Genomic DNA, 24,713 nt, shown 5'->3' with positions numbered 1-24,713 from the left:
GCCCCTCAGCCGGCGCTCAGGGCACGCATCTCGGCGATGACCGCCGGATCGACCGACTCGAGTCGCTCCTCGAGCCGGCCGTCGCACGTGTCGAGCTCGACGACCACGCGTTCGTCGTCGAGGTGGACGATGCGCCAGCGCCCCCCGAAGAGCTCCCACCGCTCGATCCGGTCCAGGGTGAGCATGCGGGGAGCGTCTCACGCGCGCGACCGCGGCGCGGCCGCCGGGCTCAGGAGGCGGGCACGGGCTCCGCCGCGAGCGCGAGCCGCTCCTCCCACCACTCCGGCGGCGTCCGGGCGGCGAAGTCGCCGAAGCTCTCGCCCGCGTCGCGATGGCCGTCGAACAGCGTGAGGATCTCGAGGACCGTCGCGTGGAGGTCCCAGTGCGGCACCTTCTTCGCGACGACCTCCCCGAACCGCGCGTTCGGACCGAGCCGGCCGCCGATCCGGATGTCCATCGCCTCGACCATCTCGCCGTCGACGCGCTTGAGGACGCCTTCGATCCCGATGTCGCCGATCTGGTGCTGCGCGCAGCTCGACGAGCAGCCCGCGAAGTGCACGCGGATCGCGTCTCCCGTCGCCGAAGCAGGCGCATGGGCGTCGAGGAACGCGGTGAGCTCGGCCGCGCGGTCCTTGGTGAAGACCTTCGCGAGCCCGCAGAACTCCTTGCCCGTGCACGTCTGCACGCCGCGCGTGAAGGCCGACGGGTCGGCGCGGAGCTCGTCGCGGACGAGCGGCTCGGCGAGGAACGCCTCGACGCGGGGGTCGGGGACGTGCGGGACGACGATGTTCTGCTGGTGCGTGAGGCGGATCTCCCCCGTCCCGTACTCGCGGGCGAGATCGATGACCGCCTGGAACCGGTCGGCGCCGATCCGCCCGATCGGCACGCAGAGCCCGATCGCGGAGCGCTCGCCGCAGCGCTGCGGAGTGACCCCGATGTGGTCGTCGCCGCGCGGCGCGGGCGTGCTCGGCGCCCCGGGCCGCAGCGCGCGCCCCACCCGGGCCTCGAGCTGCTCCCGGAAGGCGTCGGGGCCGATGCGATCGAGGAGGAACTTCATGCGGGCCTTCCCGCGCTTGTGCCGGTTCTCCTCGGCGTCGCGGAAGAGCCCGGTGATGTGCTCGACGACCTCCGGGGCCTCGTCCGCGGTGACGAACACGTCGATCCAGCGCGCGAGCCGCGGGGCTGAGGAGAGGCCGCCGCCGACGCGGACGTTGAAGCCGGGCGTCCCGTCCTCCGCCACCGCACCGGAGAGGGCGACGTCGTTGATGAGACCGCGCGCGCAGTCCTCGAGGCATCCCGTGACGCTGATCTTGAACTTCCGCGGGAGGTTCGAGTACTCGCGGTTGCCGAGCAGCCGCTGGTGGATCGCCTCGGCGGTCGCGTGGCCGTCGACGACCTCGTCGTGGGCGACGCCGGCGAGCGTGCAGCCCACGACGTTGCGGGTGACGTCGCCGCAGGCGCCCGTCGTCGTCAGACCGACCTCCTCGAGCCGGCGGAGGATCTCCGGCATGACGTCGAGCGTGATCCAGTGGATCTGCACGCACTGGCGCGTCGTGCAGTCGAGCATGCCGCGGCCGTGCTCGCCGGCGATCCATGCGAGCACGTCGGCCTGCTCGGCGGTGAGGACGCCCTGGACGACCTTCACGCGCAGCATGTGGAAGCCGTCCTTCGTGTTGTGCTCGTAGAGCCCGTGCCACTTGAAGCGGAAGCGATCGCCCTCGTCGAGCACGGGCTCGGCCTCGGCCGCGGCGCGCAGCAGGTCGGCCCTCGCGTCGAGGGGGTCCTTCTCGGCCTTGATGCGTTCGTGCTTGGTCATCGCGCCTTCGGGTCGTGGGACGGTCCGGCGGCTCGCTCCGCGAGACCGCGAGCGCGATATATATCAATCTCTGTCGGGTTTATGCCTATTGGGTCGGCGAGGCGCCCCCTAGGGTGCGGCGTCTCTCGGCCGCGCCGCGCCGGCGCTAGGTGAAGACGGCCTCGTAGCGGGCCACCGCCGTGTCGCGGCCGATCGGGACGAGGAAGATCTCGAAGGCCCCGAGCTCGGCGTGGCGGAGCGGGTAGGTGGCCTGTGGCAGCAGCGGCTCCGCCGGACCCCGGAAGACGAGCGAGAACGGCGGGCGCCCGCGGTCGCCCGGCGGCGCCGGTGATGCGGTCGCCTCGTCGAGGACGAGCTCGACGGTCGTCTCGGCCCCGTCGGCGCGGCGCGCGTGAAGGGCGAACGTCGTCCCGACGTGCGGCGCGAAGGTCTCGCGGGTGGCGGTGGCGAGCACTACCGCAGGGTGACACGGCGGCGCGTCGTCGCGCGCTTCCCGTCGCGATCGCGGGTCGTCACGCGGAGGACGTACTCGCCGCGCGCGAGGGAGCGCTTCGCCCGCAGCGGGATGCGGACGCCGTGGCGGCCCTTGAGCCGCCGCGAGCCGCGTGCCCTCACGCTGTCGCCGCGGACGAGCGAAGCGCTCACCGCGACGATCCCCTGGCCGCGAGCGATGCGCACGTCGGCCGCCACCTCGTCGCCCCGTCGGGCGACGGTCGCCGCGAGGACCTTGCGCGGCCGGCGCCGCTTCCGGGGGCGCGCCTCCTCCTCGACCTCGCCCGAGGTCGCCGGCGCGCCGCCCGCCGACGGAGCGGCCGCGGCCGGCGGAGGCGGAGGCGGTGGCGGCGGAGGCGGAGGAGCTGCGGCCGGTGCAGCGTTCGTCGCCTGCATCGGCTCGGGGGCGACCTCGACGGCATCGGCGATCGGGAACGACCGGTCGACGACGACCTCGTAGCGCTGCCGGCCGTCGGTCGACGCGCCGACCGGGACGAGGAAGAGCGGCGCGATCCCGAGGTCCGGGTTCCCGAGGCCGTAGACGCCCTGCGTGAGGAGGGGCGCCGAGGGACCGCTGAACAGGAGGCCGAAGACGTCCTCGCGCCCGGCGAGCGCCGGCTCGGTCGCGGCGCGGACGAGGTCGCCGACCGCGTCGAGTCGCAGCGCGACCCCGTGTCCGTCCGGCGTCGTCGTCGTGAACGTCCGCCCCGCGAGCGGCGTGTAGGCCGAGCGCCGCAGGTGGCCCGGCGTCGCCGCGCCGGCCTCCGTGGCGAGGCGGCCGACGCCGCCGAGGGCGACGGCCACGGTCGCGGCGCCGCCGACCTGCACGAGGCGACGGCGGGTGATGTGGAGATCGGCGGTCGGCTCGGTCATGCCGGTGACTCTCGTGTCGGTGTGTCGGCGGCCCCGTCCGGGCGCCGCTCGTGGAGGTCGTAGGCCCCGGCGTCCGCGACGGGCCGGAACCCGAGGCGCGCGTAGAGCGACCGCGCGCGGTTGAGCTTCTCGACGTGGATCGTCACGGGGGCACCCGTGCGGTCGGACTCGTCGAGGATCGTGCGGAGGATCGCGCCGCCGACGCCCCGTCCCCGGTGCTCGGGGAGGAGCGCGACGTCGACGACGCGGATCTCCTCGCGCGTGCGGTCGACGTAGAGCCGGCCGGCGTCGACGCCGTCGACGACCACGACGGCGCGCTCGGTCTCGGGCCGCTGCGCCGACCAGTAGCGGTCCTGGGCCGCGAACTGCATGCGGACGAACGCGTCGAGGTCCTCCTCGCTCCATGGCACGGCGGCGAGCTCCTCCTCGCGCGTGCTGCGGTAGACGCGCACGAGCAGCTCGCGGTCGGCGACCGGGTCGACGGGTCGCAGGGCGACGTCAGCTGCGAGGAGGGAAGACACCTTGGAGCGCGATGTTGAAGTTGAGCGTGAGGTACGGCTGGAGGTTGTTGTGCGGCGCGTCGCCGCCGGCGGGCGCGAGCGCAGAGGTGCTGAGCGTCACGTCGGCCGTGCTCTGGTAGAGCGTGCCGCCGGCCGACGGCGCGAGGCTCGCCGCCGAGCTCGGGACGTTCGTGTCGCCCGTGTCGATCCCGTTGGCGCGCATCGTGTGGGCGTGGGACGGGATCTCGCTCTCCAGCAGCGTCACCGTGTCGGAGCCGCCCGCCTCCCCCTGGTCGCGAAGCGTGAGACCGGGCCCCTGCCCGTGATGCATGGGCGTCCGGCCCTTGAGGTCGGGCAGCGCGAAGTTCGACTTCCCGTCGCCGCCGTACATCGTGCCGAGGAGCGAGAACAGCGCCGTGTTCTGCGACAGCGGAAGGAGCTGGCCGTCGCAGAACGCCCAGCCCTGCGGGGCGAAGTTGAAGGGGAAGATGCGGATCTCGGCGACGAACGGATCGGCCACGGTGACTCCTAGGTGGGCGACGGGAAGATCCCGAAGAGCGAGACGATGAAGCTGATGCAGAGGTACGGCTGGAGGTTGGCGTGCGGCTGCGAGCCGCCGGTCGGGCCGATCGCCGCGGGCGAGAGGTCGACGCCCGGCGCGTCGTTGATGTACGGCGTGACGTTGTAGGAGCTCGCGAGGAGGTTCCCGGCCGGGGTGGTGAGCGACCCGGCGCTCGAGGTCGCGAGGAGGGGATGCGAGTGGGCCGGGACCTGCTGCGTCGTGAGCGTGATCTCCTCCGCCCCGCCGGTCTCGGCGAGGATGAAGCCGTTGCCTTGGTGGATCGGGATCCGACCGCGGAGATCGGGGAGGGCGAACGTCGACTGCCCGTCGCCGCCGTAGGTCGTGCCGATGAGCTGGAAGAGCGTCTCGTTCTCGCTGATCGGGAGGAGGCTGCCGTCGCAGAACGCCCACCCCGCGGGGGGGAAGTTCCCGCCGAACATCCTCAGCTCTCCGACGTAGGGCTGTGCCATCGGGTCGTCCTCTCAGTTCGGGCTCGGGAAGATGCCCTGCAGGGCGATGCAGAAGGACACGGTGAGGAAGGGCTGCATGTTGAGGTGCGCCTGGCTGCCGCCCGTGTTCGTCACGGAGCTCGCGGTCATCGCCGTCGTCGGGCTGGTCGCCGAGTAGACGTTGTTCGCGCCGCCGAGCACGCGGCCCGTCGGCACCGCGGAGCCGCCGCTCGCGCTGCTCGAGCCCCGCGCGGCGTGCGTGTGCTGCGGCAGCTCGCCCATGGAGATCGAGTGCGCCTGCTCGCCGCCGCGCTCGCCGAGCGTGTGACCCGATCCGTCGTGGATCGGCGTGCGGCCGCGCAGGTCGGGGAGCGCGAAGTTCACGCGTCCGTCGCCCCCGTACGTCGTGCCCAGGAGCGAGAAGAGCGCCTGGTTCTGGTTGATCGGGAGGAGCTGCCCGTTGCAGAGCGCCCAGCCGCGCGGCGCGAACGAGAAGGACATGAGTCGGATCTCCGCGAGGAACGGCTCAGCCATCGCAGCGGCCTCCGCTCGTCGTCGTCCGGGTGGTCGTCACGGACATGTCGTCCCTCCGCCGGTGAAGCCGCCGCCGGGCGGCGAGTTGACGCTCGCGAGGACGGTGTTGCCGCCCCCGTTGTTCGTGTCCACGAAGGTCTGCACGGCCGCCGTGTCGGTCGCGGTGCCGCCGTAGCCCGGCAGCCGGATCGTCGTGCTCTGTCGCTGGCGCAGCCGCACGTCGATGTCGCCGTTGTTGAGACCGCTCGTCGAGAGGGTGTTCCCGGTGACGACCGCGCACGCCTGGTACGTGTCACCCGGCACCGTGCCGATGTTGAGGCTCACGCCGTGCTTCGAGAGCCCGGCCGTGCCGGCGGAGCTGCCCGGGTCGGTGATCGTGTTGCCGGTGATCGTCGTGTTGAGCGCACCGGCGGACGCGACCGCGCCGCCGCCCGCGAGCACGTCGACCCCGTGGTTGTTGTAGCCGCGGATCGTGTTGCCGGTCACCGACCACGTCGCCGTGCCCTGACCGGCGTTCTGCAGCCGCAGGCCGGAGCCCTCGAGCGAGCCCGAGTCCGCGACGCCGGACACGCCGATCTGGTTCGTCGAGAACGTCCCGGTGAGCGACGACGTCCCGGGGGTCTTCACCGCGAGGACGGCGTGGCCGACGGCGTCGCGGAACGTGTTGCCGGTGATGGACATCGTCGTGTCGCCGCCGACCCCGTCGTCGAAGAGCGAGAGTCCGCCGCCGCCGGTCGCGATCGCCGGGTGGGCGTTTGAGAAGGCGTTCCCCGTCATCACGAGGTCGCCGGCCCCCGCCCCGGCGTGGCTGAACTGGAGGAGGTCGCCGCGCGCGCTCGTGAACGTGCTCGTCTGCACCGTCGCCTTGAACGCCCCGGCCGTCGACGTCGACTCCAGGAGCACGCCGTCGTTGCCGCCCGCGGTGCTGTTCGCGCCGATCGCGACGGTGTCGAGCGTGAGGCGGTCGAGCGACCCGCTCGAGTTGACGACCGCGAGGTTGTCCGAGTGCCCGCCGCTGATCGCGGTCCGCGTCACCGCCGCGGAGCCCGTGAGGTTCGTGAGCCGCACGCTCGCGTCGTTGAACGGGCTCGCGGCGTTCGTCCCGTTCGTGCCGCCGATGACGCTGTCGGTGAGCGTGAGGCCGCTCACGCCGTCGCCGCGGATCGCGTAGTTCGCGTGGTCGTGGACGTGCATCCGCGTGAGGGACGGCGCGCGAGTCGAGCGCAGGACGATGCCGGTGCCCGTCGGGGCGGTGCTGCTGTCGTCGCCGCCCGGCGCGTTGCGGATCTCACCGCCGGTGCACCCGGGCGACGCGGCCGTGCACGTGCCGCCGGCGCCCGTCACGGTGAGGCCGGCGCTCGAGCCCGTGTTGTCGAGCACGATGCCGTTCGGCGCGCCGAACGACGAGATGCTCTGGAAGGTCACCCCGGCCGCCCCGATGGCGGTGCTCGCGATGCGCAGAGCGCGGCCGGTCAGCGTGCTGATCGTGTTGCCCGCGCCGGTGACGACGAGCGTGCCGCTCGCGTTCGCGTCGAGACCCCGGCCGCTCGTCGTGTCGATGTCGAGGCCGCCGCCCGAGAACGAGAGCGTGTGCCCGCTGCTCGACGTCATGACGACGGCGTCCTGGGTGCTGCTCATGATCTGCTTCGTCGCGCCCGAGAAGGTCGTCGTCCCCCCCGTGTTGCCGGACAGCGTGATCCCGCCGCCGGAAGTGGAGGAGTCGGTGATCGCCCCGGAGATCGTCACCGCGCCGCCGGTGCGGTTCGTCACGTCGGCGACCGCCGCCGCGGCGACGCCGATCGCGCCGCCGTACGTGACGTCGCCGCTGCCGCTGTCGACGTCGACGGCGATCCCGGCCGCGCCGGCGATCGTGCCGGCCGGCGCGGAGAACGTGCCGCTCCCGAGACCGGCGAGATCGATGCCGTCGCCGGTGCTCGCCGACGAGCTCACGCTGTCGAGCTCGAGCGTCGAGCCGGGGGCGCCGCTCACGGCGACGGCCGGGCCGCCGGTCGCGGCGATCGTGTCGGTCCCCGCGGCGTCGAGCGTGACGGCGCCCGTCGTCGTGAGACGCAGGGCGGGCGTCGCGCCGCTCGTCGTGAGGACGACGTCGTCGCCGGTGCCGTCACCGAGCGCGATCGTGCCCGTGGTGGAGACGAGGGAGACGCCGCCCGAGGTCGACCCTGTCGTCGTGAGAGCGTCGAACGCGCTCGTTCCGAGCGCCGTGCTCGCAACGTCGAGCGCCGGCCCGCCCGAGGTCGCGGACGTGATCGCGCTCGCAGGTGCGAACGTCACCGTCCCCGCGTTGCTCAGTCGGATGCCCGCAGCGGTGCCCGACATCGTCACGGCGAGATCGGAGATCGCGATCGTGCCGGTCGTCCCGGCGAGCTCGAGGCCCGGCTGCGTGCCGGCCGCCGAGCCGTCGGTGATGACGACGTCGTCGATCGTCGCGCCGGCGACCGCGGGGCCGCTCGTGCCCGCGCCGGGGCCGCCGCCGATCCCGCCGCCGCCGTCGCCTGGCGCGATCTCGACGCCGGTGACGCGGGTCTGGCTCTGGAGGACGACCACGTCCTCCGGATTCGTCGTCGTGAGCACGGGGCGTCCGGAGACGCTCGCGGGATGGAGCACCTCCGGGCCGAGCGGACCGGCGCCGTCGGGGTCGAGGGTGAGGCCCGTGCGCTCGCCGACGAGCGCGCCCTGCGGATCGAGGAGGTAGCCCGTCGAGAGGTTCGTCGAGGTCCCGTCACCGCGGAAGACGTACGTCGCGTCGCCGGTGCCCGACGCTCCCTCGGCCTCGAGGAGCGTGTCGAACGGCGCGTCGGAGGTGCCGTCGCCGCCGTCGGCGTCGCTGTTGCGGACGTACCAGACCTCGCCGTTGATCGGGAAGCTGATCGTCGCGGTGTCGTTGGCCACCGTCGACGCGTTGCACGGCGAGGCGTCGCAGATCCGGTACGTGAACGTGTCGGTACCGGTGTCGCCGTCGTCCGGCCGGTAGGTGAACACGCCGTTCGCGGCGATCGTGATCGACCCGCCGAGAGTCGTCGCGGCGTCGGTCGCCGTCTCGACGACGAGGTCGGTCGGATCGGAGTCCGGGTCGGTCGCGCCGTCGAGCAGCGAGCCGGTCACCGTGCGGCCCGCCTCGCCGGCCGGACGCACGGTCCCGACGAAGAGGCTCGTGTTCCCGACCACGGGATAGCTCTTCGCCTGGGCCGTCGGCGCGTCGGAGACCCCGTTGATCGTGAGCGAGACCGTCGCCGTCGACGTCGCGCCCGCGCCGTCGGCCATCGTGTAGGTGAAGGAGTCGCTGTCCGACTCGCCCGTCGAGAGGCTCTGGAACACCGCGCCTGGGTCGTAGGTGTACGCGCCGTCGGCCCCGATCGTCACCGACGCGCCCTTCGTCGACGTGCCGGTGAGCGTCACCGAGCCGTTGAGCCGCGTGACGGCCTTCGTATCGCCCGTGTCCGCATCCGTGTCGTTGCCGAGGACGCCGGGCGCCGGGACGACGAGCGGCGTGTCCTCATCGGTCGTGCCGCTGTCCGCGACCGCGGTCGGGGCGTCGTTGACGGCGGTGATCGCGATGTCGCGGGAGGCGATGTTGCTCGCCGCGCCGCCGTCGTCGGTCGCGCCGAAGGTGATCGTCCGGGTGCTCGTCGACGGGGACTCGCTGACGTTCTCGTAGGTCACCGAGCGCAGGGCGAGCTCGTACGCGGCGACCGTCGCGGTGCCGGTGAGCGTGAGGATGCCGGTGAAGGCGTCATAGGACCCGGTGATCGCGGCCGTGTCGGTGAACGCGAGCCGGTCCTGAGCGCTCGTGTAGTTCGACGCGACGCGCACCGATGCTCCGCCGATGAGCGTCGAGTCCGGATCGGTGACCGTGAGGCCGGGGTCGACGGCGACGGGGCCGTCGTTCTCCGTGTACGCGAGCGCCGCCGCGGTCGCCGTGATGACCGGCCCGTCGGGCGCCGCGGTGATCGCGATGTCGCGCGTCGCCGGGGTGCTCGAGGCGTCGCCATCGCTCGCGACGAACGTGATCGTGCGGCTCGTACCCGGGTCGCCGCTCGTGTGGCGGAAGGCGACCGAGCGCAGGGCCGTCTCGTAGTTCGCGACCGAGCTCGCGCCGGTGAGGGTGAGCACGCCCGTCCCCGTGTCGTAGCTGCCGGTGATGCCGTTCTGATCGGTGAAGAGGAGCTCGTCGGCGGCGCGCAGCCCCGCGGAGATCGAGACCGTCGCGCCGGTGAGCGTCGTGTCGTCAGCGTCCGACACGGTGAGCGCGGGGTCGACCGGCGTCGCGGGATCACCCTCGCTGTAGGCGAGGGGGGTGGCCGTGGTCGTGACGACGGGCGCCGCGTTGACCTGGATGACGGTGATCGTGAACGCCTTCTCGACGCTCCCGCCCGCGCCGTCGTCGGCGCGCACCCGCACGCTGAGGGAGCTCTTCGTGTCGAAGTCGAGGACGACCGCGGTCCGCAGCTCGCCGCCGACGATCGTGAACGAGGCGTTGTCGTCGTCGCCCGCTCCCGCGACGAGCGAGAACGTCGCCGTCGCGCCGGCGTCCTCGTCGACCGCGCTCAGGGTCCCGACGGGCTCGCCGGCCGGACGGCCCTCCGCGACCGTCGCGTTGGAGAGGGTGATGTCGGTCGGCGCGTCGTTCGCGTCGGTCACGGAGATGGCGATCGCCTGCTCGACGGACTCGCCGCCGCCGTCGGTCGCGCGGACGCGGACCGTGTAGCTGCTCTTCGTCTCGAAGTCGAACGGCGCGACCGTGCGCAGCTCGCCGCCGACGATCGCGAACGAGGCGTTGTCATCGGCGCCGGTGCCCGGCACGAGCGCGAACGTCGCGGTGTCCCCCGCGTCGGGGTCGGTCGCGGAGAGCGTGCCGACCGCCGTTCCTCCCGGGAGGTTCTCGGCGACCGTCGTGCTGCTCGCGACGATCGCGGTCGGCGCCTCGTTGACGTTCGTCACCGAGATCGTGAAGGCGCGCTCGAGCACGCCGCCGACGCCGTCGGAGACCGCGAGACGCACGGTGTAGGAGGACTTCGTCTCGAAGTCGAACGGCGAGGCGGTGCGCAGCGTCCCCGCCGAGAGCGTGAACGAGCCGTTGTCGGCGTCGCCGGGACCGGACGCGAAGGAGTAGCTGAGGGTGTCGCCCGGGTCGGGGTCGGTCCCGACGAGGTTGCCGACGGTCGAGCCCGCCGGGAGGTTCTCGGCGACGCTCGCGTTGGTGAGCTGGAGGTCGGTCGGCGCGTTGTTCGGAGGCGCCTGGGGCGGCGTCGGGGCCGGCGGCGTCGGCGTGGTGCCGGTCGGCGGGCGCTGGGGCGGGGCGGTCGGCGGACCCTGCCCTCCGGGGGGCTTCGGCTTGTTCGGCTTGCCGCGCAGCGGGAGGGAGAGGACCTCGACGCCCACCGTCTGCCGGCCGCGGCGCCGCGCGCCGCGCGCCGTGACCCGCAGCTTGAGGTTCTTCCCGGTCGACTTGCGGTTGAGGAGGAGCTTGAGGCTCGTCGTGCCCCGGGGCACCCGGATCTTCGCCGAGCCGAGCTGCTTCGACCCGCGGACGATCGCGAAGCGCAGCGCGAGGCGCCGCTTCGCCGTCACCTTCACGCGCAGCGTGCGGCTCTTGAGGCTCGCGGTGCGAACCGTGAGGCCGACCGTCCCGAGCTTGACGTAGCGCGGCTTCGCGGCCGAGCGGGCGTCGGGCGCAGCGGCCGTGGCGAGATTTCCACCGGCGAGGGAGCCGACGGCGAGGGCGAGGACCAGGGACGAGCCGCATGCCGCGGCCCGCGGGAGTGTGCGCATTGCTGACCGTCCTTCTGGACCGCCGGACGGCGGACGCGCAGCAAGGTACTCCTTCTTGCGACGCGCGGTGAAATTCTTTTCCGCCTCGATGGGGTCGTCGCACCGCATCCCGGGGCGACGCGGGATCTTCACGAGTCCTCCCGGGCCACGCGGTCGCCGCCCGCGATCTTCGCGCGGTAGAGCGCGCGGTCGGCGGCGAGCGTCGTCCCGCGCGGGTCACGCCGGTGCTCGGCGACGCCGATGCTCGCGGTGACGCCCTCATCGGCGACCGAGCGCGCGACGGCCTCTCGGACCCTCTCGGCGACGGCTGCGGCCGTCTCGACGTCGGTGCCGGGGAGGAGCACGCCGAACTCGTCGCCCCCCAGTCGAGCCGCGAAGTCACCGGCGCGGACGGCGTCGCGGATCGACGCCCCCACCCGGGCGAGGAGCGCGTCGCCGCGCTGGTGCCCCGCGCGGTCGTTCACCTCCTTGAACCCGTCGAGGTCGATGACGAGCGCCGCGAGCGGGAACCCACCGGAGAGCTCCGCGAACCGCTCGTCCCACGCGCGCCGGTTCGGCATCCCGGTGACGGGATCCGTGAGGGCGAGGAGCCGGTAGTCCCGCGCGCGACGTGCCTGCAGCCGCACGAGGTCGCCGAGCTCGGCCGCGGTGGACGCGAGCTCGCGCGCAACGGGATCGCCGTCGTCGGGATGGGAGGCGCTCGCCGTCGCCGACGTCTCCGCGATCTGCGGCCGCGTGGGGGCGTCCCGCACGAGTCGGAGCGCCGTCTCGACCGCTCCCTCGGCGTCGGCGACGTACCCCTCGTAGGCGAGGAGATCGTCCGGGACCCCGCGGCCGCCGATCATCACGGAGACCGATGGATCCGCCGTCGCGATCGCCGCGACGGCACGCTGGAGGACACCGACGTCCTCGGGCATCGTGAGCGAGAGACCCGCCAGGTGGGGCCGGTGGCGGCGCACGGCGTCGGCGATCCCGTCGGGCGGCGTGTCCGCGCCCAGGTAGACCGTGTCGAACCCCGCGCCGTCGAGGACGTCCGCGATGACCCGCAGGCCCATCGAGTGCCGCTCACCGGAGATCCCGGCGAGGAGGATGCGGACGCCGTTGGGCACGGCGCCCTCGATGACGAGCGGGTAGACCCCCGCGAGCGCCCGCTTGCTCACTCCGGTCGCCGCGTGCTCGACGCCGACCGAGAGCTCGCCGGCCTGCCACAGCACGCCGATGCGCTCGAGGGCCGGCTGCACGATGCGCGCGTACACGGTCGCGGGCGCGACGCCCGATCCGAGAGCCTCGCGCAGCACGAGCTCGGCGACGGGCGCATCGGCGGCGACGAGGGCGTCGAAGTACCGCTCGCAGAGGTCCCGGGCGCGGTCGTCGTCGCGGCGGCGCCCGCGGCGTTCGGAGGACTTCTGCATGCCGCGATCCTCGCCCGGAGCCCGGCGCCCGGCATCCGTAGGCGCCCGCGCCCCGCTGCGGCTTTCCCCGGCCTCCCCCGCCCGCGCGTCGCGTCGCTCCTCACGGGTACCGGACGGCCATGTGCAACCCCTTCGCGCTGCCGGGCATCCTCCTCGAGGACCTCCGCGCGCTCTCGCGCGCGGTCAAGAGGCTCCCCGAGATCGAGCGGCTCCTCGTCCACCGCCTCGCGGCGATGCACGAGACGGTGGAGGCGATCCCCGATCGCATCGACGCGATCCTCCAGGAGAGCTACGCGCGCGAGCTCCGCGCGATCGACAGCCTGCCGGAGCGCTTCGACGAGATGCACCGCGAGATCGCCGAGATCCGCGAGATCGTCGACAACCTCCGCGGGCCGTCGGAGCGCCTCGCGCGCCTCGACGACAAGCTGCCGGGTGACGGCTGAGCCATCGCGCGGGCCCGCCCGCGCCACGCAGCGCGGCTCCGCCAGCGTGGCCTCCTCGTCGCGTCGGAGGCGCATCTGCGCGCGACTTCCCCCGCGACGCGGGGAGAAAACGGCGGGTCTCCCGGCGGCCCGACCTGAGAGGGTCCACCGCGGTCATGACGGCGGACGTGAACGACGCGATGGTCACCACGGGGCGCCTGCGACACCGCCAGGCGTCCTTCACGCTCTTCGTCGCGTTCGCCTTCACGGTCATGGCCGACCCGCTCTCCTCGGTCGCCTACGCGATCGAGGCCGCGCTCCACGCCCTCGACGGCGACCTCCGGGTCCTCGTCCCGACGATGGTCCTCGTCGTGGCGACGATCGCGCTCGTCGCGGTCACGTACCACGACCTCATCGGACGCTTCCCGGGAGGCGGCGGCAGCGCGGAGGCGCTCGCCTCGGCGTTCGGCGAGTCCTGGGCGTTCCTCCCCGCCGGCGCCCTCCTCGTCGACTTCACGCTCACGATCGCCGTGAGCTGCGCCGCCGGCGCGTCGGCCATCATCGCCTACGCCCCCGACCTCGCCGAGCTGCGGACCGTCATCGCGCTCGTGCTCGCCGGCGCCGTGGCGGCCGGCGCCGTCCTCGGCCACCGCGGACGCGTCGTCTTCGCCACGGCGACGCTCTTCTTCCTCGTGACCGCGGCGGTCGTCGTCGTTCGCGGCGCGGTCGAGGGCCCGGTCGCGGCCCACCCGTCGCTCATCGGCGAAGGCGTCGACGCTCCCCTCGCGGCCGTCCTCCTCGCGATGCCGCTCGGAATGGCGCTCGCGACCGGCATCGAGGCGCCGTCGAACGCGATCGCCCAGCTCGGCAGCCTCGACGACGATGCGCGCCGGCGCTTCGGCCGCCTCACCCTCTGGCTCATGGTCGGGCTCGTCGGCGCCCTCACCGCGGCCATCACGCTGCTCGCCGTCCTGCTCTCCGTGGGCCTCCCGGGTCCCGACTCGACGCTCCTCGCCGACGTCGCCCGCGAGGTGACCGGGGGTGACGCGTCCTTCGCCGCCTTCCAGGCGCTCAGCGCGCTCCTCCTCCTCGCGGCGGCCGCCTCCTCCTACCTCGCCGGCTCAGGGCTCCTCGCGGCGCTCGCCGGCCACGGCGACGAGGGCCTGCTGCCGCGTCGCTTCGCGATGCGCAACGGATTCGAGGCCCCGGTATGGGGCGTGAGCGCCCTCGCGGTCGCCGCGGGCGTCCTCATCGTCCTCAGCGGCGGCGAGGACCAGGCGATCGTCCAGTTCTACGCCGTCGCGGTGTTCGCGGGGTTCCTCGGCGCGACGACCGCGTGCGCCCGGCTCTCGCTGCGCGACGGCCGGCGCCGCATGTTCCTCGTCAACGTCGTCGGCTCGGTCGTCATCGCGTTCGTCCTGGTCCTCAACCTCCGTCGCCTGGACGGGCTCATCTCGCTCGCGGCCTCGGGGACGGCGTCGCTCCTGCTCTGGCGGACCTGGATCGCACGCGGGCGCCCGAGCGGCGTCGCGCAGGCGCTTCGCTGACGCCGGACAGGCGACCGGTGGAACATTCGTCCGTTTCCGTCGAATTCGACTCAAGCGTCGGACTTCCCCGTCTACTTTGAGGCCGGGCACGTCCGTGCCCTCCACGGAAGGAGTCCGGAGATGAGAACCTCGCCGCGGTCGGTGCTCGCCGTGGCCGCAGCGGTCCTCGCGGCCGCGATGGCGGTCTTCGCGGTCCAGATCGAGCGGTCGCAGTCCACGTCACGGGAGGACGTCGAGGAGCGGGTCCGGGAGCGCGCGCAGGTGAGCGCAGCGCTCACCGAGTCGATCTTCGCGACGACCTCGTCCTCCGCGCAGGCGGAGAACGTCCGCCGCTTCGGCGGGGACGACGCATCCCAGGAGCGCCTCGAGGCCCAGGCGAGGCAGGGCAGCCTCGCCTACGCCGTGCTCCTCGGACCCGACGACGAGATCATCGCGGCCTCGTCGGCGACTCCCGACGGCGCGCTCGACGCCCTGCGCGCAGGGCCGGCGCACGTGCGTCGCGTGCGAGACGGCAGCCCCTTCGCGCTCTCCGACGAGCTGACCTCGGGCGCCGGCGGGCGCGGGATGCTCGAGTACGCCCAGCCGGTCCCGACGGACTCGGGCATGCGCGTGCTCGTCAGCGGCTTCCCGCCCGAGCTCATCCACGCCTTCCTCGGCGGCTATCTCGCCCGCGTCCCGAACACCGCCGGCGGGAACGCCTACGTCGTCGACGGCAACGGCGTCGTCGTCGGCAGCGCCGCCCGCGAGACCGCGCCGACCCTCCAGGAGGCGGACGCCGGGCTCGCAGCGGCGCTCGACGGCGACGACGAGAGCGCTTTCGGAGACGACCGGTACTTCACGTCGAGCGCGGTCGGCAACTCCGCCTGGCGCGTCGTCGTCACGGCGCCCGAGTCGACGCTGTTCTCCGCGGTCCGCGGGACGAGGAAGTGGCTCCCGTGGCTCCTCCTCGCCGGTTTCGGGCTCGCCGCGGGCGGGGTCCTCTTCCTCATCCGTCGCGTCCTCGTCGGCGCCGAGCGGCTCTCGGTCGCCAACGACCAGCTCGAGACGACCAACGACGCACTCGAGCGGCGCGCGAGGGAGCTCGAGCGCTCGAACGCCGAGCTCGAGCAGTTCGCGTCGATCGCGTCGCACGACCTCCGCGAGCCGCTGCGCAAGGTCCAGATGTTCGCGGCCCAGCTCGAGGCCAAGGAGGGGGACCGGCTCTCCACCGACGGCCGCGACTATCTGCAGCGGATGTCGCGCGCCGGTGAGCGCATGCAGCTGCTCATCGACGACCTCCTCAAGTTCTCCCGCGTCGCGACCCACGCGCAGCCGTTCACGAACGTCGACCTCGGCGAGACGGCGCGGGCCTGCGCCGACGACCTCGAGGCCGTCATCGCGGAGTCCGGGGGCGCCGTCCACATCGGCGCGCTGCCGACCGTCGCGGCCGACGAGGCACAGATGCGACAGCTGCTCCAGAACCTCATCTCCAACGCGCTGAAGTTCCGCCGCGAGGGCGTCCCACCCGAGGTGTGGGTGGACGGGCGCCTGCGGGGGAGCTTCGCGGAGATCACGGTCCGCGACAACGGGATCGGGTTCGACCCGCGCTACGCGTCGCGGATCTTCCGCATCTTCGAGCGGCTCCACAGCCGGGACGCATACCCCGGCACCGGCGTCGGGCTCGCGCTCTGCCGGAAGATCGCCGAGCGGCACGGGGGGTCGATCACCGCGGACAGCACGCCCGGCGAGGGGTCCACGTTCACGGTCTCGATCCCCGTGCGCCACGACATCGGCGGGAGGGAGCCGGATCGCCGGCCGCCGGTCCCCGACACCGAGGAGGAGGCGCCGTATGCCGCCGCATGAGCGCCATCCGGTCACGATCCTGATGGCCGACGACGACGAGGAGGACCGGCTCCTCACGAAGGAGGCGATGGCCGACGCCCGGCTCGCGAACGACATGCGCTTCGTCGTCGACGGCGAGGACCTCATGGACTACCTCCATCGCCGTGGCGCCTACGCCGACGGCGGGGACCCGGCGCCCGAGCCCGGCATCATCCTCCTCGACCTCAACATGCCCCGGAAGGACGGTCGCGAGGCGCTGCAGGAGATCAAGGGCGACGCACGGCTGCGGCACATCCCCGTCGTCGTCATGACGACGTCGAAGGCCGAGGAGGACATCCTGCGCAGTCACGACCTCGGCGCGAACTCCTTCGTCACGAAGCCCGTGACGTTCGCCGGGCTCGTGGAGGTGCTCCAGGCGTTCTCCCGCTACTGGTTCGAGATCGTCGAGCTGCCGGTGAGAGTCCATGACGCCAGCAGACCCTGACGGCCTCCGGGTGCTCCTCGTCGAGGACGACGAGGACGACTTCGTCATCACGCGGGACCTCCTCGCCGCCCAGGACCGGACGACGGTCGCGCTCGACTGGGCCCCGACCTACGAACGCGCCGTCGAGGCGATCGCGTCCGAGGACCACGACGTCTACCTCGTCGACTACCGCCTCGGCGCCTGGACGGGGCTCGACCTCGTCCGCACGTCGCTCCCCGACTGCGCGCGGGCGCCGGTCATCCTCCTCACCGGCCAGGGCGACTACGCCGTCGACCTCGAGGCGACGCAGCTCGGCGTCACCGACTACCTCCTCAAGGACCGGCTCGACACCGCCTCGCTCGAGCGGTCGATCCGCTATGCGCACCGCCAGCACCTCGCCCTGCGGCGGCTGCGCGAGAGCGAGGAGCGCTTCGCGCTCGCGGTCCGGGGCGCCAACGACGGGATCTGGGACTGGGACCTCCGCGCCGACCGCGTCTACTACGCCCCCCGGTGGAAGGCGATGCTCGGGCACGGGTCGGCGGAGGTCTCCTCCGAGCCCGACGAGTGGCTCCTGCGGATCCACCCCGAGGACCGGGACCGCGTGCGGCGGGCGCTCCGCGCGCATCTCGACGGCAGCACCCCGCACTTCGAGAGCGAGCACCGGATGCGCCACGCCGACGGCGGGCACCGGTGGATGTTCTCCCGCGGCGTCGCGATCCGCGACGAGGACGGGACGGCGACCCGGATGGCCGGCTCGATGTCCGACATCACGTCGCGAAAGCTCGCCGAGGAGCGGCTCGTGCACGACGCCCTCCACGACGCGCTCACCGGTCTGCCGAACCGCGCGCTCTTCCGGGACCGGCTCGCGCTGTCGCTGCGTCGCGCCGAGCGGCAGCCCGATCACCGCTGCTCGGTGCTCTTCCTCGACGTCGACCGCTTCAAGGTCGTCAACGACGGCTTCACGCACCTCGTCGGCGACCAGCTCCTCGTCGCTCTCGGCGAGCGCCTCGCGACGCACATCCGGCCGGGCGACACGGTCGCCCGCCTCGGCGGCGACGAGTTCACGGTCCTCCTCGACGGCATCGGCGCGCCCGAGGACGCGGTCCGCACCGCGGAGCGCATCCAGGAGGTCCTCACCGAGCCGTTCGCCCTCGACGGCCGCGAGCTGCGCGTCACCGCGAGCATCGGCATCTCGGTGAGCGCCGCGACGAGCCGGCCCGCGGAGATGATGCGCGACGCCGACATCGCGATGTACGAGGCGAAGCGCTCCGGCGCAGGACGCGTCGCCGTCTTCTCCCCCGGGATGCACCACCGCGCGATGACGCAGCTGCAACTCGAGACGCAGCTCCGCGAGGCGATCGCCTCGGCCTCGCTGCGCGTCCACTACCAGCCGATCGTCCGCCTCGAGACGGGCGCCCTCGCGGGCTTCGAGGCGCTCGCGCGCTGGCCGCGCGAACCCGGGTTCCGCCCCGACGAGTTCATCCCCGTCGCCGAGGACACCGGGATGATCGGCGAGCTCGGTCGGCTCGTCCTCGACCGCGCATGCGGCCGGCTCGCGGAGTGGCGCGACCGCGGGCTCGTCGACGACGAGGTGACGATGAGCGTGAACGTCTCGTGCCGTCAGCTCGCCGACCGGGACCTCGTCGGGCACGTCCGCGAAGCACTCGACCGGCACGGGCTCCCGGCCCGCGCGCTGCGCATCGAGGTGACGGAGAGCACGATCATGCACGACCCGGCGCGGATGCGGGCGATCCTCGCCGAGCTCGCCGCGCTCGGCGTCCGGGCGCACGTCGACGACTTCGGGACCGGCTACTCGTCGCTCACCTTCCTGCACCGCTTCCCCGGCGAGACGCTGAAGATCGACCGGTCGTTCATCGGCCCGATGCTCGAGGACACGCGGACCGGCGGGATCATCCGCGCGATCCTCGCGCTCGCCCGCGATCTCGATCTCCACACGATCGCCGAGGGGGTCGAGACGCAGGAGCAGGCGGACGCCCTGCGCCTCGAGAGATGCGAGCTCGGCCAGGGCTACCTCTGGTCTCCCGCTCTGCCGCACCACGAGCTGGAGCGTCTTCTCGCCGGCGGCGGGCCTCTCAGCCCGGCGGCCCGGGCATCGAGCGCATCGACGCGGTGAGAGCGCGCTCTCCGGGTAGCGCGCGGCATGCCGCGCTCGATCTGGAACGGGACGATCGCCTTCGGGATGGTGAGCGTCCCGATCAAGCTGTACTCGGCGACGTCCTCGAAGACCGTCCGCTTCCATCAGGTCCACGAACGTGACGGGAGCCGCATCGCGCACCACCGGGTCTGCCCAGTCGAGGACGAGGAGGTCCCGCGCGAGGAGGTCGTGAAGGGCTACGAGGTCGCCGAGGACGAGTACGTCGTCCTCGAGCGCGACGAGGTGAAGGCGGCGGCGGGCGACCGGGGCAAGGTGGTCCGGATCGAGGAGTTCGTCGACTCGGGCTCCATCGACCCGGTGTTCTTCGAGAAGACCTACTACGTCGGCTGTCGCGAGGACGAGGAGGCCTATGCGCTGCTCCACGCCGCGCTGCGGCGCAGCGGGCGGGCAGGGATCGGCCGCTTCAGCTTCCACGACCGCGAGTACCTCGCGGCGGTGCGCGCGTTCGACGACTCGGTCCTCGCGCTGCACACGATGCGCTTCCACGACGAGGTCGTCGACGTGGAGGCCCTCGAGATCCCCGACCCCGGCCGCGCGCCGTCGAAGCGCGAGGTCGACATGGCCCGCCGGCTCGTCGACTCGCTGCGCGTGGACTTCCGCCCGGAGGCCTACGAGGACAGCTACCGCGAGGCGGTCCTCGAGCTCATCGACCGCAAGGCGGAGGGCGAGGAGATCGACACCGAGGTCGCCGCCGAGGAGCCCGAGGCCTCCGACGACCTCGTCGCGGCCCTCGAGGCGAGTCTCGAGAAGGCGGCCTGAGCCATGCCGCGCCCGATCTGGAGAGGGTCGCTGAGCTTCGGCCTCGTCAACGTGCCCGTCGAGCTCGTGAGCGCGGCACGCGACCTCGACTACCACTTCCACGAGCTCCACGAGGCCGACGGCGCGCGGCTCGAGCGGCGCCGCGTGTGCCGCGAGGAGGGCGTCGAGGTCGACTGGGACGAGATCGCCCACAGCTACGAGCGCGACGACGGCGAGACCGTGATCGTCACCGACGAGGAGCTCGCGACCGTCCAGCCGGAGAAGACGCGGACGATCGACGTCGAGGCGTTCACGCCGCTCGAGGAGATCGACCCCGTCCTCTTCGACCATCCCTACCTCCTCCTCCCGGCCGGCGAGGACGAGGGGACGCGGCGCGCCTACCGGCTCCTCGTCGAGACGATGGGCGAGTCCGGGCTCGTCGCGCTCGGCCGCCTCGTCCTGCGGTCCAAGGAGCACCTCGCCGCCGTCCGCGTGCGCGGCGAGGCCCTCGCGCTCACGACGATGCTCTTCCACGACGAGGTGCGTCCGACCGACGACGTCCCCGCCGGCAGCGCGCGGCCGGCGAAGGCGGCGGTCGAGGACGCGATCGCCGTCATCGACGAGCTCACCGTGGACTGGGACCCCGAGCGCTACGAGGACTGCTACCGCGAGCGCCTGCGGCGCGTCATCGACGAGAAGCGCGAGGGCCGCACCGTCTCCGCGCCCGCGCAGGAGCGCGAGCCCGAGCCGGCACCCGACCTCATGGAGGCGCTGCGGAGCTCGCTCGACGAGGCGAAGCGCCGGGGCACCCGAACCGGCGGGCGCAGCGCCGACGGCGACGGCGACCTCGCGTCGCTCACGAAGGACGAGCTCGCCGAACGCGCCCGGGAGGCGGACGTGCGAGGCCGGTCGTCGATGACGAAGGACGAGCTCGTCGAGGCCCTCAGCGGCCGCTGAGGCCCGCGACGATCCGCGGCCTTCTACGGAGAGCGCTCCGCGGGGCCGCGGGATGGCGCGGGCTCCCAGCCCCCATACGGTCGCCCCATGGCGACGCCGAGCACCGCTCCCGTGCGGATCGAGAAGCATCCGCGCCCCGACGAGGTCCCTCCGAACCTCGGGGACTACGACGAGGCGCGCAGGACGTTCTCCTGGGCGCGCGCCCGGGCCGACCTCGACGGCCTGCCGGGCGGGCGCGGGCTCAACATCGCCCACGAGGCCGTCGACCGTCACGCGACGGGCCCGGCCGCCGACGTCGTCGCCCTGCGCTGCCTCGGCCGCGACGGGACGCGGCGGGACATCACCTACCGCGAGCTCGCGGACCTCACGGGCCGCGTCGCCTCCGTCCTCGCCGGCCTCGGCATCAGGGAGGGCGAGCGCGTCGCCTCCCTGCTCGGCCGGATCCCCGAGCTCCACGCGACCGTCCTCGGCACGCTGAAGCGCGGCGCGGTCTTCACCCCGCTCTTCTCGGCCTTCGGGCCCGAGCCCATCCGCCAGCGCCTCGAGCTCGGCGACGTGCGGGCGCTCGTGACGACGCCGCGGCTCTACCGGCGCAAGGTCGCGGCGCTGCGCGAGGACCTGCCCGGACTGCGGCACGTGCTCCTCGTCGGCGGGCCGGACGAGATCGCGGCGGTCGAGGGTCCCGGCATCATCGACCTCCGCGCGGCTCTCGCCGAGGCCGACCCGGCCTGGGAGATCCCGCCGACCGACCCCGAGCAGCTCGCGCTCCTGCACTTCACGAGCGGGACCACCGGGACGCCGAAGGGCGCGATGCACGTCCACGAGGCGGTCGTCGCGCACCACGCGACCGGCGCCCTGGCGCTCGACCTCCATCCCGGCGACGTGTACTGGTGCACCGCGGACCCCGGCTGGGTCACCGGCACCTCGTACGGCATCATCGCCCCGCTCTCGCACGCCGTCACCGTCCTCGTCGACGAGGGCGAGCTCGACGTCGACCGCTGGTACCGCACGCTCCAGGACGAGCGCGTGGCCGTCTGGTACACGGCGCCGACCGCGATCCGCATGCTCATGCGCGCGGGCGCGGACGTCCCGCGCGAGTACGACCTCTCCGCCCTGCGCTTCACGGCGAGCGTCGGCGAGCCGCTCGACCCGGAGGCCGTCGCCTGGGGGGTCGAGGCGCTCGGGCAGCCGATCCACGACAACTGGTGGCAGACCGAGACCGGCGGCATCATGATCGCGAACGACCGCGCCAGCGAGGTCCGGCCCGGCTCGATGGGCCGGCCGCTGCCGGGCATCGAGGCGGCCGTCCTGCGGCGCGAGGAGGACGGCGAGCTCGTCCGGGACGCCGAGGGCCGGGTCGTCGAGGCCGACCCCGGCGAGAGCGGCGAGCTCGCGCTCCGCGCCGGCTGGCCCTCGATGATGCGGGGCTATCTCGGCCAGGAGGAGCGCTACGCGCGCTGCTTCACCGACGGCTGGTACCTCTCGGGGGACCTGGCCCGCCGGGACGAGGACGGCTGGTTCTGGTTCGTCGGCCGCGGCGACGACGTCATCAAGTCCGCGGGACACCTCATCGGGCCGTTCGAGGTCGAGAGCGCGCTCCTCGCCCACCCCGCCGTCGCGGAGGCGGGCGTCATCGGCGTGCCCGACGACGTGGTCGGCGCGGTCGTGAAGGCCTTCGTCGTCCCCTCCCCCGGCCACGCCCCCGACGCCGCTCTCGCCCGGGAGCTGCTCGGCCATGCCCGCGCCCGGCTCGGCCCGGCCGTCGCTCCGCGGGAGATCGCGTTCGTCGAGTCGGTGCCGAAGAACCGCTCCGGGAAGATCGTGCGCCGGCTGCTCCGCGCGCGCGAGCTCGGGCTCCCCGAGGGCGACACCTCCACGCTCGAGCCGGAGACGACGCGATGAGCGCACCGTCGCCCGGGCGCGAGGACGCGCTGCGCCTCCTCCGCGGCCTCGTGCGGATCCGCCGGTTCGAGGAGGCGTGCGTCGAGCTCTACAGCGCGACGAAGATCCGCGGCTTCCTCCACCTCTACATCGGCGAGGAGGCCGTCGCCGCCGGCGCGATGGACGCGCTGCACCCCGAGGACGCGATCGTCGGCACCTACCGGGAGCACGGCCACGCGCTCGTGCGCGGCGTCCCCATGGAGGCGCTCATGGCCGAGATGCTCGGGCGCGTCGAGGGCTGCTGCCGCGGCCGGGGCGGCTCGATGCACATCTTCGACGCCTCGCGGCGCTTCTACGGCGGGAACGCGATCGTCGGAGGCGGGCTCCCGCTCGCGGTGGGCCTCGCGCTCGCGGACGCCCTCGCCCCGCGCCCCGACCGCGTCACCGCCTGCTTCTTCGGCGAGGGCGCGATGGCCGAGGGCGAGTTCCACGAGTCGCTCAACCTCGCGGCGCTGTGGCGCCTGCCCGTGCTCTTCCTGTGCGAGAACAACCGCTACGCGATGGGCACCGCCCTCGAGCGCTCCGAGTCCGAGACGAACCTCTCGCTCAAGGCATCCGCGTACGAGATCCCCGCCTGGCACGTCGACGGGATGGACGTCCTCGCGGTCCGCGAGGCGGTCGACCGCGCCGCGACCATGGTGCGCTCGGGCGAGGGACCGGTGTTCCTCGAGCTCGCGACGTACCGGTTCCGCGCGCACTCGATGTACGACCCCGACCTCTACCGGGACAAGGACGAGATCGCGGCCTGGCGCGAGCGCGATCCGCTCGTCACCTTCCCGGCGCGCCTGCGCGAGGAGGGCCTCCTCGCCGAGGGCGAGCTCGACGACATCGAGGCGGAGGTCGCGGAGGAGGTCGCCGACGCGATCGCGTTCGCGGAGGCCGGCACGCCCGAGCCGCTCGAGGACATCGGCCGGTTCGTCACCGCGGAGGAGGCGGCATGAGCGGGACGGAGGCAGCCGCGGCCACGACGCGGCTCACCTACCGGGAGGCGCTGCGCGAGGGACTGCGCGACGCGCTGCGCGAGGACCCGCGCGTCTTCCTCATGGGCGAGGACGTCGGGATGTACGGCGGCTCGTTCGGCGTGAGCCGCGGCCTCCTCGAGGACTTCGGCCCGGAGCGGATCCGCGACACGCCGCTCTCGGAGTCGGCGTTCGTCGGCGCCGGCATCGGCGCCGCGCTCGGCGGGCTGCGACCGGTCGTCGAGGTGATGACGGTCAACTTCAGCCTGCTCGCGCTCGACCAGATCGTCAACAACGCCGCGACGATCCCCCACATGTCGGGCGGGCAGTTCGAGATCCCGGTCGTCATCCGGATGACGACGGGCGGGGGCCGCCAGCTCGCCGCCCAGCACTCGCACTCCTTCGAGGGCTGGTACGCGCACGTCCCCGGGCTCAAGGTCGTCGCGCCGGGCACCGTGGAGGACGCCCGCGGCATCCTCGCCCCCGCGCTCGCCGACCCCAACCCGGTCGTCGTCTTCGAGCACGGCTCGCTCTACGGCGTGAGCGCCGAGATCCCCGATCCGGCGCCCGCCGTGTCCCTCACCGGGGCCGCGATCCGGCGGCCCGGGCGCGACGTCTCGGTCGTCACCTACGGCGGATCGCTCCCGAAGGCGCTCGAGGCCGCCGAGGTCCTCGCCGCCGAGGGCGTCGACGCCGAGGTCGTCGACCTCCGGTGCCTGCGGCCGCTCGACACCGAGACGATCCTCGCCTCCGTCGCGCGGACGCACCGGCTCGTCGTCGTCGACGAGGCCTGGCGCACGGGGTCGTTCGCCGGCGAGATCGTCTCCCTCGCCGCGGAGGAGGCCTTCTTCGAGCTCGACGCCGCGCCGGAGCGGGTGTGCAGCCTCGAGGTCCCGATCCCCTACGCGAAGCACCTCGAGGACCACGCGCTCCCGAGCGTCGAGGGCATCGTCGCGGCTGCGCGCAGGACGGTGGCCCGCGATGGGTGAGTTCGTCATGCCCTCCCTCGGGGCCGACATGGCGGAGGGCACGCTCCTCGAGTGGTGCGTCGCCCCCGGCGAGGCCGTCAGCAAGGGGGACATCGTCGCCGTCGTCGACACCGACAAGGCGGAGATCGAGATCGAGGTCTTCGAGGACGGCGTCGTGGGCGACCTCCTCGTCGACATCGGGGCGAGGGTCCCCGTGGGCACGCCGCTCGCCACGATCCTCCCGCCGGGCGCGACGCCCGGGACGGCCCCGCCGCGAGCGGAGCCCGCGCGCG

General features: G+C 73.4%; 21 protein-coding genes. 11 read left to right on the top strand and 10 right to left on the bottom strand.

What is annotated here, in order from left to right; translation table 11 throughout:
- Nucleotides 1-5: 5 nt before the first annotated feature.
- The 10 genes from ACME2J_RS13915 to ACME2J_RS13870 all read right to left on the bottom strand — a co-directional run bounded on the left by ACME2J_RS13915 (nucleotide 6) and on the right by ACME2J_RS13870 (nucleotide 12,428).
- Nucleotides 6-185 (bottom strand): hypothetical protein, encoded by a 180-nt coding sequence (locus ACME2J_RS13915; RefSeq protein ID WP_495545528.1) that lies wholly within the window; start codon nucleotides 183-185, stop codon nucleotides 6-8.
- A 44-nt stretch (nucleotides 186-229) separates the two neighbouring features.
- Nucleotides 230-1,816, bottom strand: coding sequence for a nitrite/sulfite reductase (locus ACME2J_RS13910; protein WP_495545527.1), 1,587 nt, complete (start codon nucleotides 1,814-1,816; stop codon nucleotides 230-232).
- A gap of 145 nt (nucleotides 1,817-1,961) precedes the next feature.
- The gene (locus ACME2J_RS13905) at nucleotides 1,962-2,270 is read right to left on the bottom strand and encodes a DUF6916 family protein (protein ID WP_495545526.1); all 309 of its coding nucleotides are present in this window, start codon (nucleotides 2,268-2,270) and stop codon (nucleotides 1,962-1,964) included.
- Nucleotides 2,270-3,181 (bottom strand): DUF6916 family protein, encoded by a 912-nt coding sequence (locus ACME2J_RS13900; protein WP_495545525.1) that lies wholly within the window; start codon nucleotides 3,179-3,181, stop codon nucleotides 2,270-2,272. The genes ACME2J_RS13905 and ACME2J_RS13900 overlap by 1 nt, the downstream gene beginning before the upstream one ends.
- The gene (locus ACME2J_RS13895) at nucleotides 3,178-3,702 is read right to left on the bottom strand and encodes a GNAT family N-acetyltransferase (RefSeq protein WP_495545524.1); all 525 of its coding nucleotides are present in this window, start codon (nucleotides 3,700-3,702) and stop codon (nucleotides 3,178-3,180) included. Before ACME2J_RS13895 ends, ACME2J_RS13900 begins: the two co-directional genes overlap by 4 nt.
- Nucleotides 3,680-4,201 carry a phage tail protein gene (locus tag ACME2J_RS13890; protein ID WP_495545523.1) on the bottom strand — a complete coding sequence of 174 codons (522 nt, stop codon included), beginning with the start codon at nucleotides 4,199-4,201 and terminating at the stop codon, nucleotides 3,680-3,682. The genes ACME2J_RS13895 and ACME2J_RS13890 overlap by 23 nt, the downstream gene beginning before the upstream one ends.
- Nucleotides 4,202-4,209: 8 nt before the next feature.
- Nucleotides 4,210-4,713: a phage tail protein gene (locus tag ACME2J_RS13885; RefSeq protein ID WP_495545522.1), complete on the bottom strand. Its 504-nt coding sequence runs from the start codon at nucleotides 4,711-4,713 to the stop codon at nucleotides 4,210-4,212.
- 12 nt (nucleotides 4,714-4,725) lie between these two features.
- Nucleotides 4,726-5,226 carry a phage tail protein gene (locus tag ACME2J_RS13880; RefSeq protein ID WP_495545521.1) on the bottom strand — a complete coding sequence of 167 codons (501 nt, stop codon included), beginning with the start codon at nucleotides 5,224-5,226 and terminating at the stop codon, nucleotides 4,726-4,728.
- 36 nt (nucleotides 5,227-5,262) lie between these two features.
- Nucleotides 5,263-11,016 carry a cadherin-like domain-containing protein gene (locus ACME2J_RS13875; RefSeq protein ID WP_495545520.1) on the bottom strand — a complete coding sequence of 1,918 codons (5,754 nt, stop codon included), beginning with the start codon at nucleotides 11,014-11,016 and terminating at the stop codon, nucleotides 5,263-5,265.
- Nucleotides 11,017-11,144: 128 nt separating this feature from the next.
- Nucleotides 11,145-12,428, bottom strand: a complete 1,284-nt coding sequence (locus ACME2J_RS13870) for a diguanylate cyclase (RefSeq protein WP_495545519.1) — start codon at nucleotides 12,426-12,428, stop codon at nucleotides 11,145-11,147.
- Between the two features lie 119 nt (nucleotides 12,429-12,547).
- Here ACME2J_RS13870 and ACME2J_RS13865 point away from each other — a divergent pair, with 119 nt between their 5' ends.
- The 11 genes from ACME2J_RS13865 to ACME2J_RS13815 form a co-directional block, all read left to right on the top strand.
- On the top strand, nucleotides 12,548-12,871 hold the full coding sequence (locus ACME2J_RS13865) for a hypothetical protein (protein WP_495545518.1): 324 nt from the start codon (nucleotides 12,548-12,550) through the stop codon (nucleotides 12,869-12,871).
- 155 nt (nucleotides 12,872-13,026) lie between these two features.
- Nucleotides 13,027-14,397, top strand: a complete 1,371-nt coding sequence (locus ACME2J_RS13860) for an APC family permease (RefSeq protein WP_495545517.1) — start codon at nucleotides 13,027-13,029, stop codon at nucleotides 14,395-14,397.
- 120 nt (nucleotides 14,398-14,517) lie between these two features.
- Nucleotides 14,518-16,239 carry a sensor histidine kinase gene (locus ACME2J_RS13855; RefSeq protein ID WP_495545516.1) on the top strand — a complete coding sequence of 574 codons (1,722 nt, stop codon included), beginning with the start codon at nucleotides 14,518-14,520 and terminating at the stop codon, nucleotides 16,237-16,239.
- Nucleotides 16,226-16,702 (top strand): response regulator, encoded by a 477-nt coding sequence (locus ACME2J_RS13850; RefSeq protein WP_495545515.1) that lies wholly within the window; start codon nucleotides 16,226-16,228, stop codon nucleotides 16,700-16,702. The genes ACME2J_RS13855 and ACME2J_RS13850 overlap by 14 nt, the downstream gene beginning before the upstream one ends.
- Entirely contained in the window at nucleotides 16,683-18,815 is a 2,133-nt protein-coding gene (locus ACME2J_RS13845; RefSeq protein WP_495545514.1) for a putative bifunctional diguanylate cyclase/phosphodiesterase, read from the top strand. Before ACME2J_RS13850 ends, ACME2J_RS13845 begins: the two co-directional genes overlap by 20 nt.
- A gap of 27 nt (nucleotides 18,816-18,842) precedes the next feature.
- On the top strand, nucleotides 18,843-19,616 hold the full coding sequence (ku, locus tag ACME2J_RS13840) for a non-homologous end joining protein Ku (protein WP_495545513.1): 774 nt from the start codon (nucleotides 18,843-18,845) through the stop codon (nucleotides 19,614-19,616).
- A gap of 3 nt (nucleotides 19,617-19,619) precedes the next feature.
- A complete protein-coding gene (ku, locus tag ACME2J_RS13835) occupies nucleotides 19,620-20,552 on the top strand; it encodes a non-homologous end joining protein Ku (RefSeq protein ID WP_495545512.1) in 933 nt (310 codons plus the stop codon).
- A gap of 87 nt (nucleotides 20,553-20,639) precedes the next feature.
- On the top strand, nucleotides 20,640-22,454 hold the full coding sequence (gene acsA, locus ACME2J_RS13830) for an acetate--CoA ligase (RefSeq protein ID WP_495545511.1): 1,815 nt from the start codon (nucleotides 20,640-20,642) through the stop codon (nucleotides 22,452-22,454).
- Complete coding sequence (pdhA, locus tag ACME2J_RS13825) at nucleotides 22,451-23,434, top strand: pyruvate dehydrogenase (acetyl-transferring) E1 component subunit alpha (RefSeq protein WP_495545510.1); 984 nt, start codon at nucleotides 22,451-22,453, stop codon at nucleotides 23,432-23,434. The genes acsA and pdhA overlap by 4 nt, the downstream gene beginning before the upstream one ends.
- Nucleotides 23,431-24,441 (top strand): alpha-ketoacid dehydrogenase subunit beta, encoded by a 1,011-nt coding sequence (locus ACME2J_RS13820; RefSeq protein WP_495545509.1) that lies wholly within the window; start codon nucleotides 23,431-23,433, stop codon nucleotides 24,439-24,441. Before pdhA ends, ACME2J_RS13820 begins: the two co-directional genes overlap by 4 nt.
- Nucleotides 24,434-24,713 (top strand): biotin/lipoyl-containing protein (locus ACME2J_RS13815; RefSeq protein ID WP_495545508.1); only part of this gene is annotated, 280 nt, incomplete at its 3' end. The genes ACME2J_RS13820 and ACME2J_RS13815, both read left to right, overlap by 8 nt.

Source organism: Paraconexibacter sp. (assembly GCF_059438195.1).
Note: the sequence above shows the minus strand (reverse complement) of the source record. Positions and strands in the feature narration are given on the sequence as shown.

What these genes read in the sequence shown, in the direction of transcription:
- ACME2J_RS13915 (WP_495545528.1), bottom strand. Translation starts at nt 185, where the DNA reads ATGCTCACCCTGGACCGGATCGAGCGGTGGGAGCTCTTCGGGGGGCGC.
- ACME2J_RS13910 (WP_495545527.1), bottom strand. Translation starts at nt 1,816, where the DNA reads ATGACCAAGCACGAACGCATCAAGGCCGAGAAGGACCCCCTCGACGCG.
- ACME2J_RS13900 (WP_495545525.1), bottom strand. Translation starts at nt 3,181, where the DNA reads ATGACCGAGCCGACCGCCGATCTCCACATCACCCGCCGTCGCCTCGTG.
- ACME2J_RS13885 (WP_495545522.1), bottom strand. Translation starts at nt 4,713, where the DNA reads ATGGCACAGCCCTACGTCGGAGAGCTGAGGATGTTCGGCGGGAACTTC.
- ACME2J_RS13880 (WP_495545521.1), bottom strand. Translation starts at nt 5,226, where the DNA reads ATGGCTGAGCCGTTCCTCGCGGAGATCCGACTCATGTCCTTCTCGTTC.
- ACME2J_RS13875 (WP_495545520.1), bottom strand. Translation starts at nt 11,016, where the DNA reads ATGCGCACACTCCCGCGGGCCGCGGCATGCGGCTCGTCCCTGGTCCTC.
- ACME2J_RS13870 (WP_495545519.1), bottom strand. Translation starts at nt 12,428, where the DNA reads ATGCAGAAGTCCTCCGAACGCCGCGGGCGCCGCCGCGACGACGACCGC.
- ACME2J_RS13865 (WP_495545518.1), top strand. Translation starts at nt 12,548, where the DNA reads ATGTGCAACCCCTTCGCGCTGCCGGGCATCCTCCTCGAGGACCTCCGC.
- ACME2J_RS13860 (WP_495545517.1), top strand. Translation starts at nt 13,027, where the DNA reads ATGACGGCGGACGTGAACGACGCGATGGTCACCACGGGGCGCCTGCGA.
- ACME2J_RS13855 (WP_495545516.1), top strand. Translation starts at nt 14,518, where the DNA reads ATGAGAACCTCGCCGCGGTCGGTGCTCGCCGTGGCCGCAGCGGTCCTC.
- ACME2J_RS13850 (WP_495545515.1), top strand. Translation starts at nt 16,226, where the DNA reads ATGCCGCCGCATGAGCGCCATCCGGTCACGATCCTGATGGCCGACGAC.
- ACME2J_RS13845 (WP_495545514.1), top strand. Translation starts at nt 16,683, where the DNA reads ATGACGCCAGCAGACCCTGACGGCCTCCGGGTGCTCCTCGTCGAGGAC.
- ku (WP_495545513.1), top strand. Translation starts at nt 18,843, where the DNA reads ATGCCGCGCTCGATCTGGAACGGGACGATCGCCTTCGGGATGGTGAGC.
- ku (WP_495545512.1), top strand. Translation starts at nt 19,620, where the DNA reads ATGCCGCGCCCGATCTGGAGAGGGTCGCTGAGCTTCGGCCTCGTCAAC.
- acsA (WP_495545511.1), top strand. Translation starts at nt 20,640, where the DNA reads ATGGCGACGCCGAGCACCGCTCCCGTGCGGATCGAGAAGCATCCGCGC.
- pdhA (WP_495545510.1), top strand. Translation starts at nt 22,451, where the DNA reads ATGAGCGCACCGTCGCCCGGGCGCGAGGACGCGCTGCGCCTCCTCCGC.
- ACME2J_RS13820 (WP_495545509.1), top strand. Translation starts at nt 23,431, where the DNA reads ATGAGCGGGACGGAGGCAGCCGCGGCCACGACGCGGCTCACCTACCGG.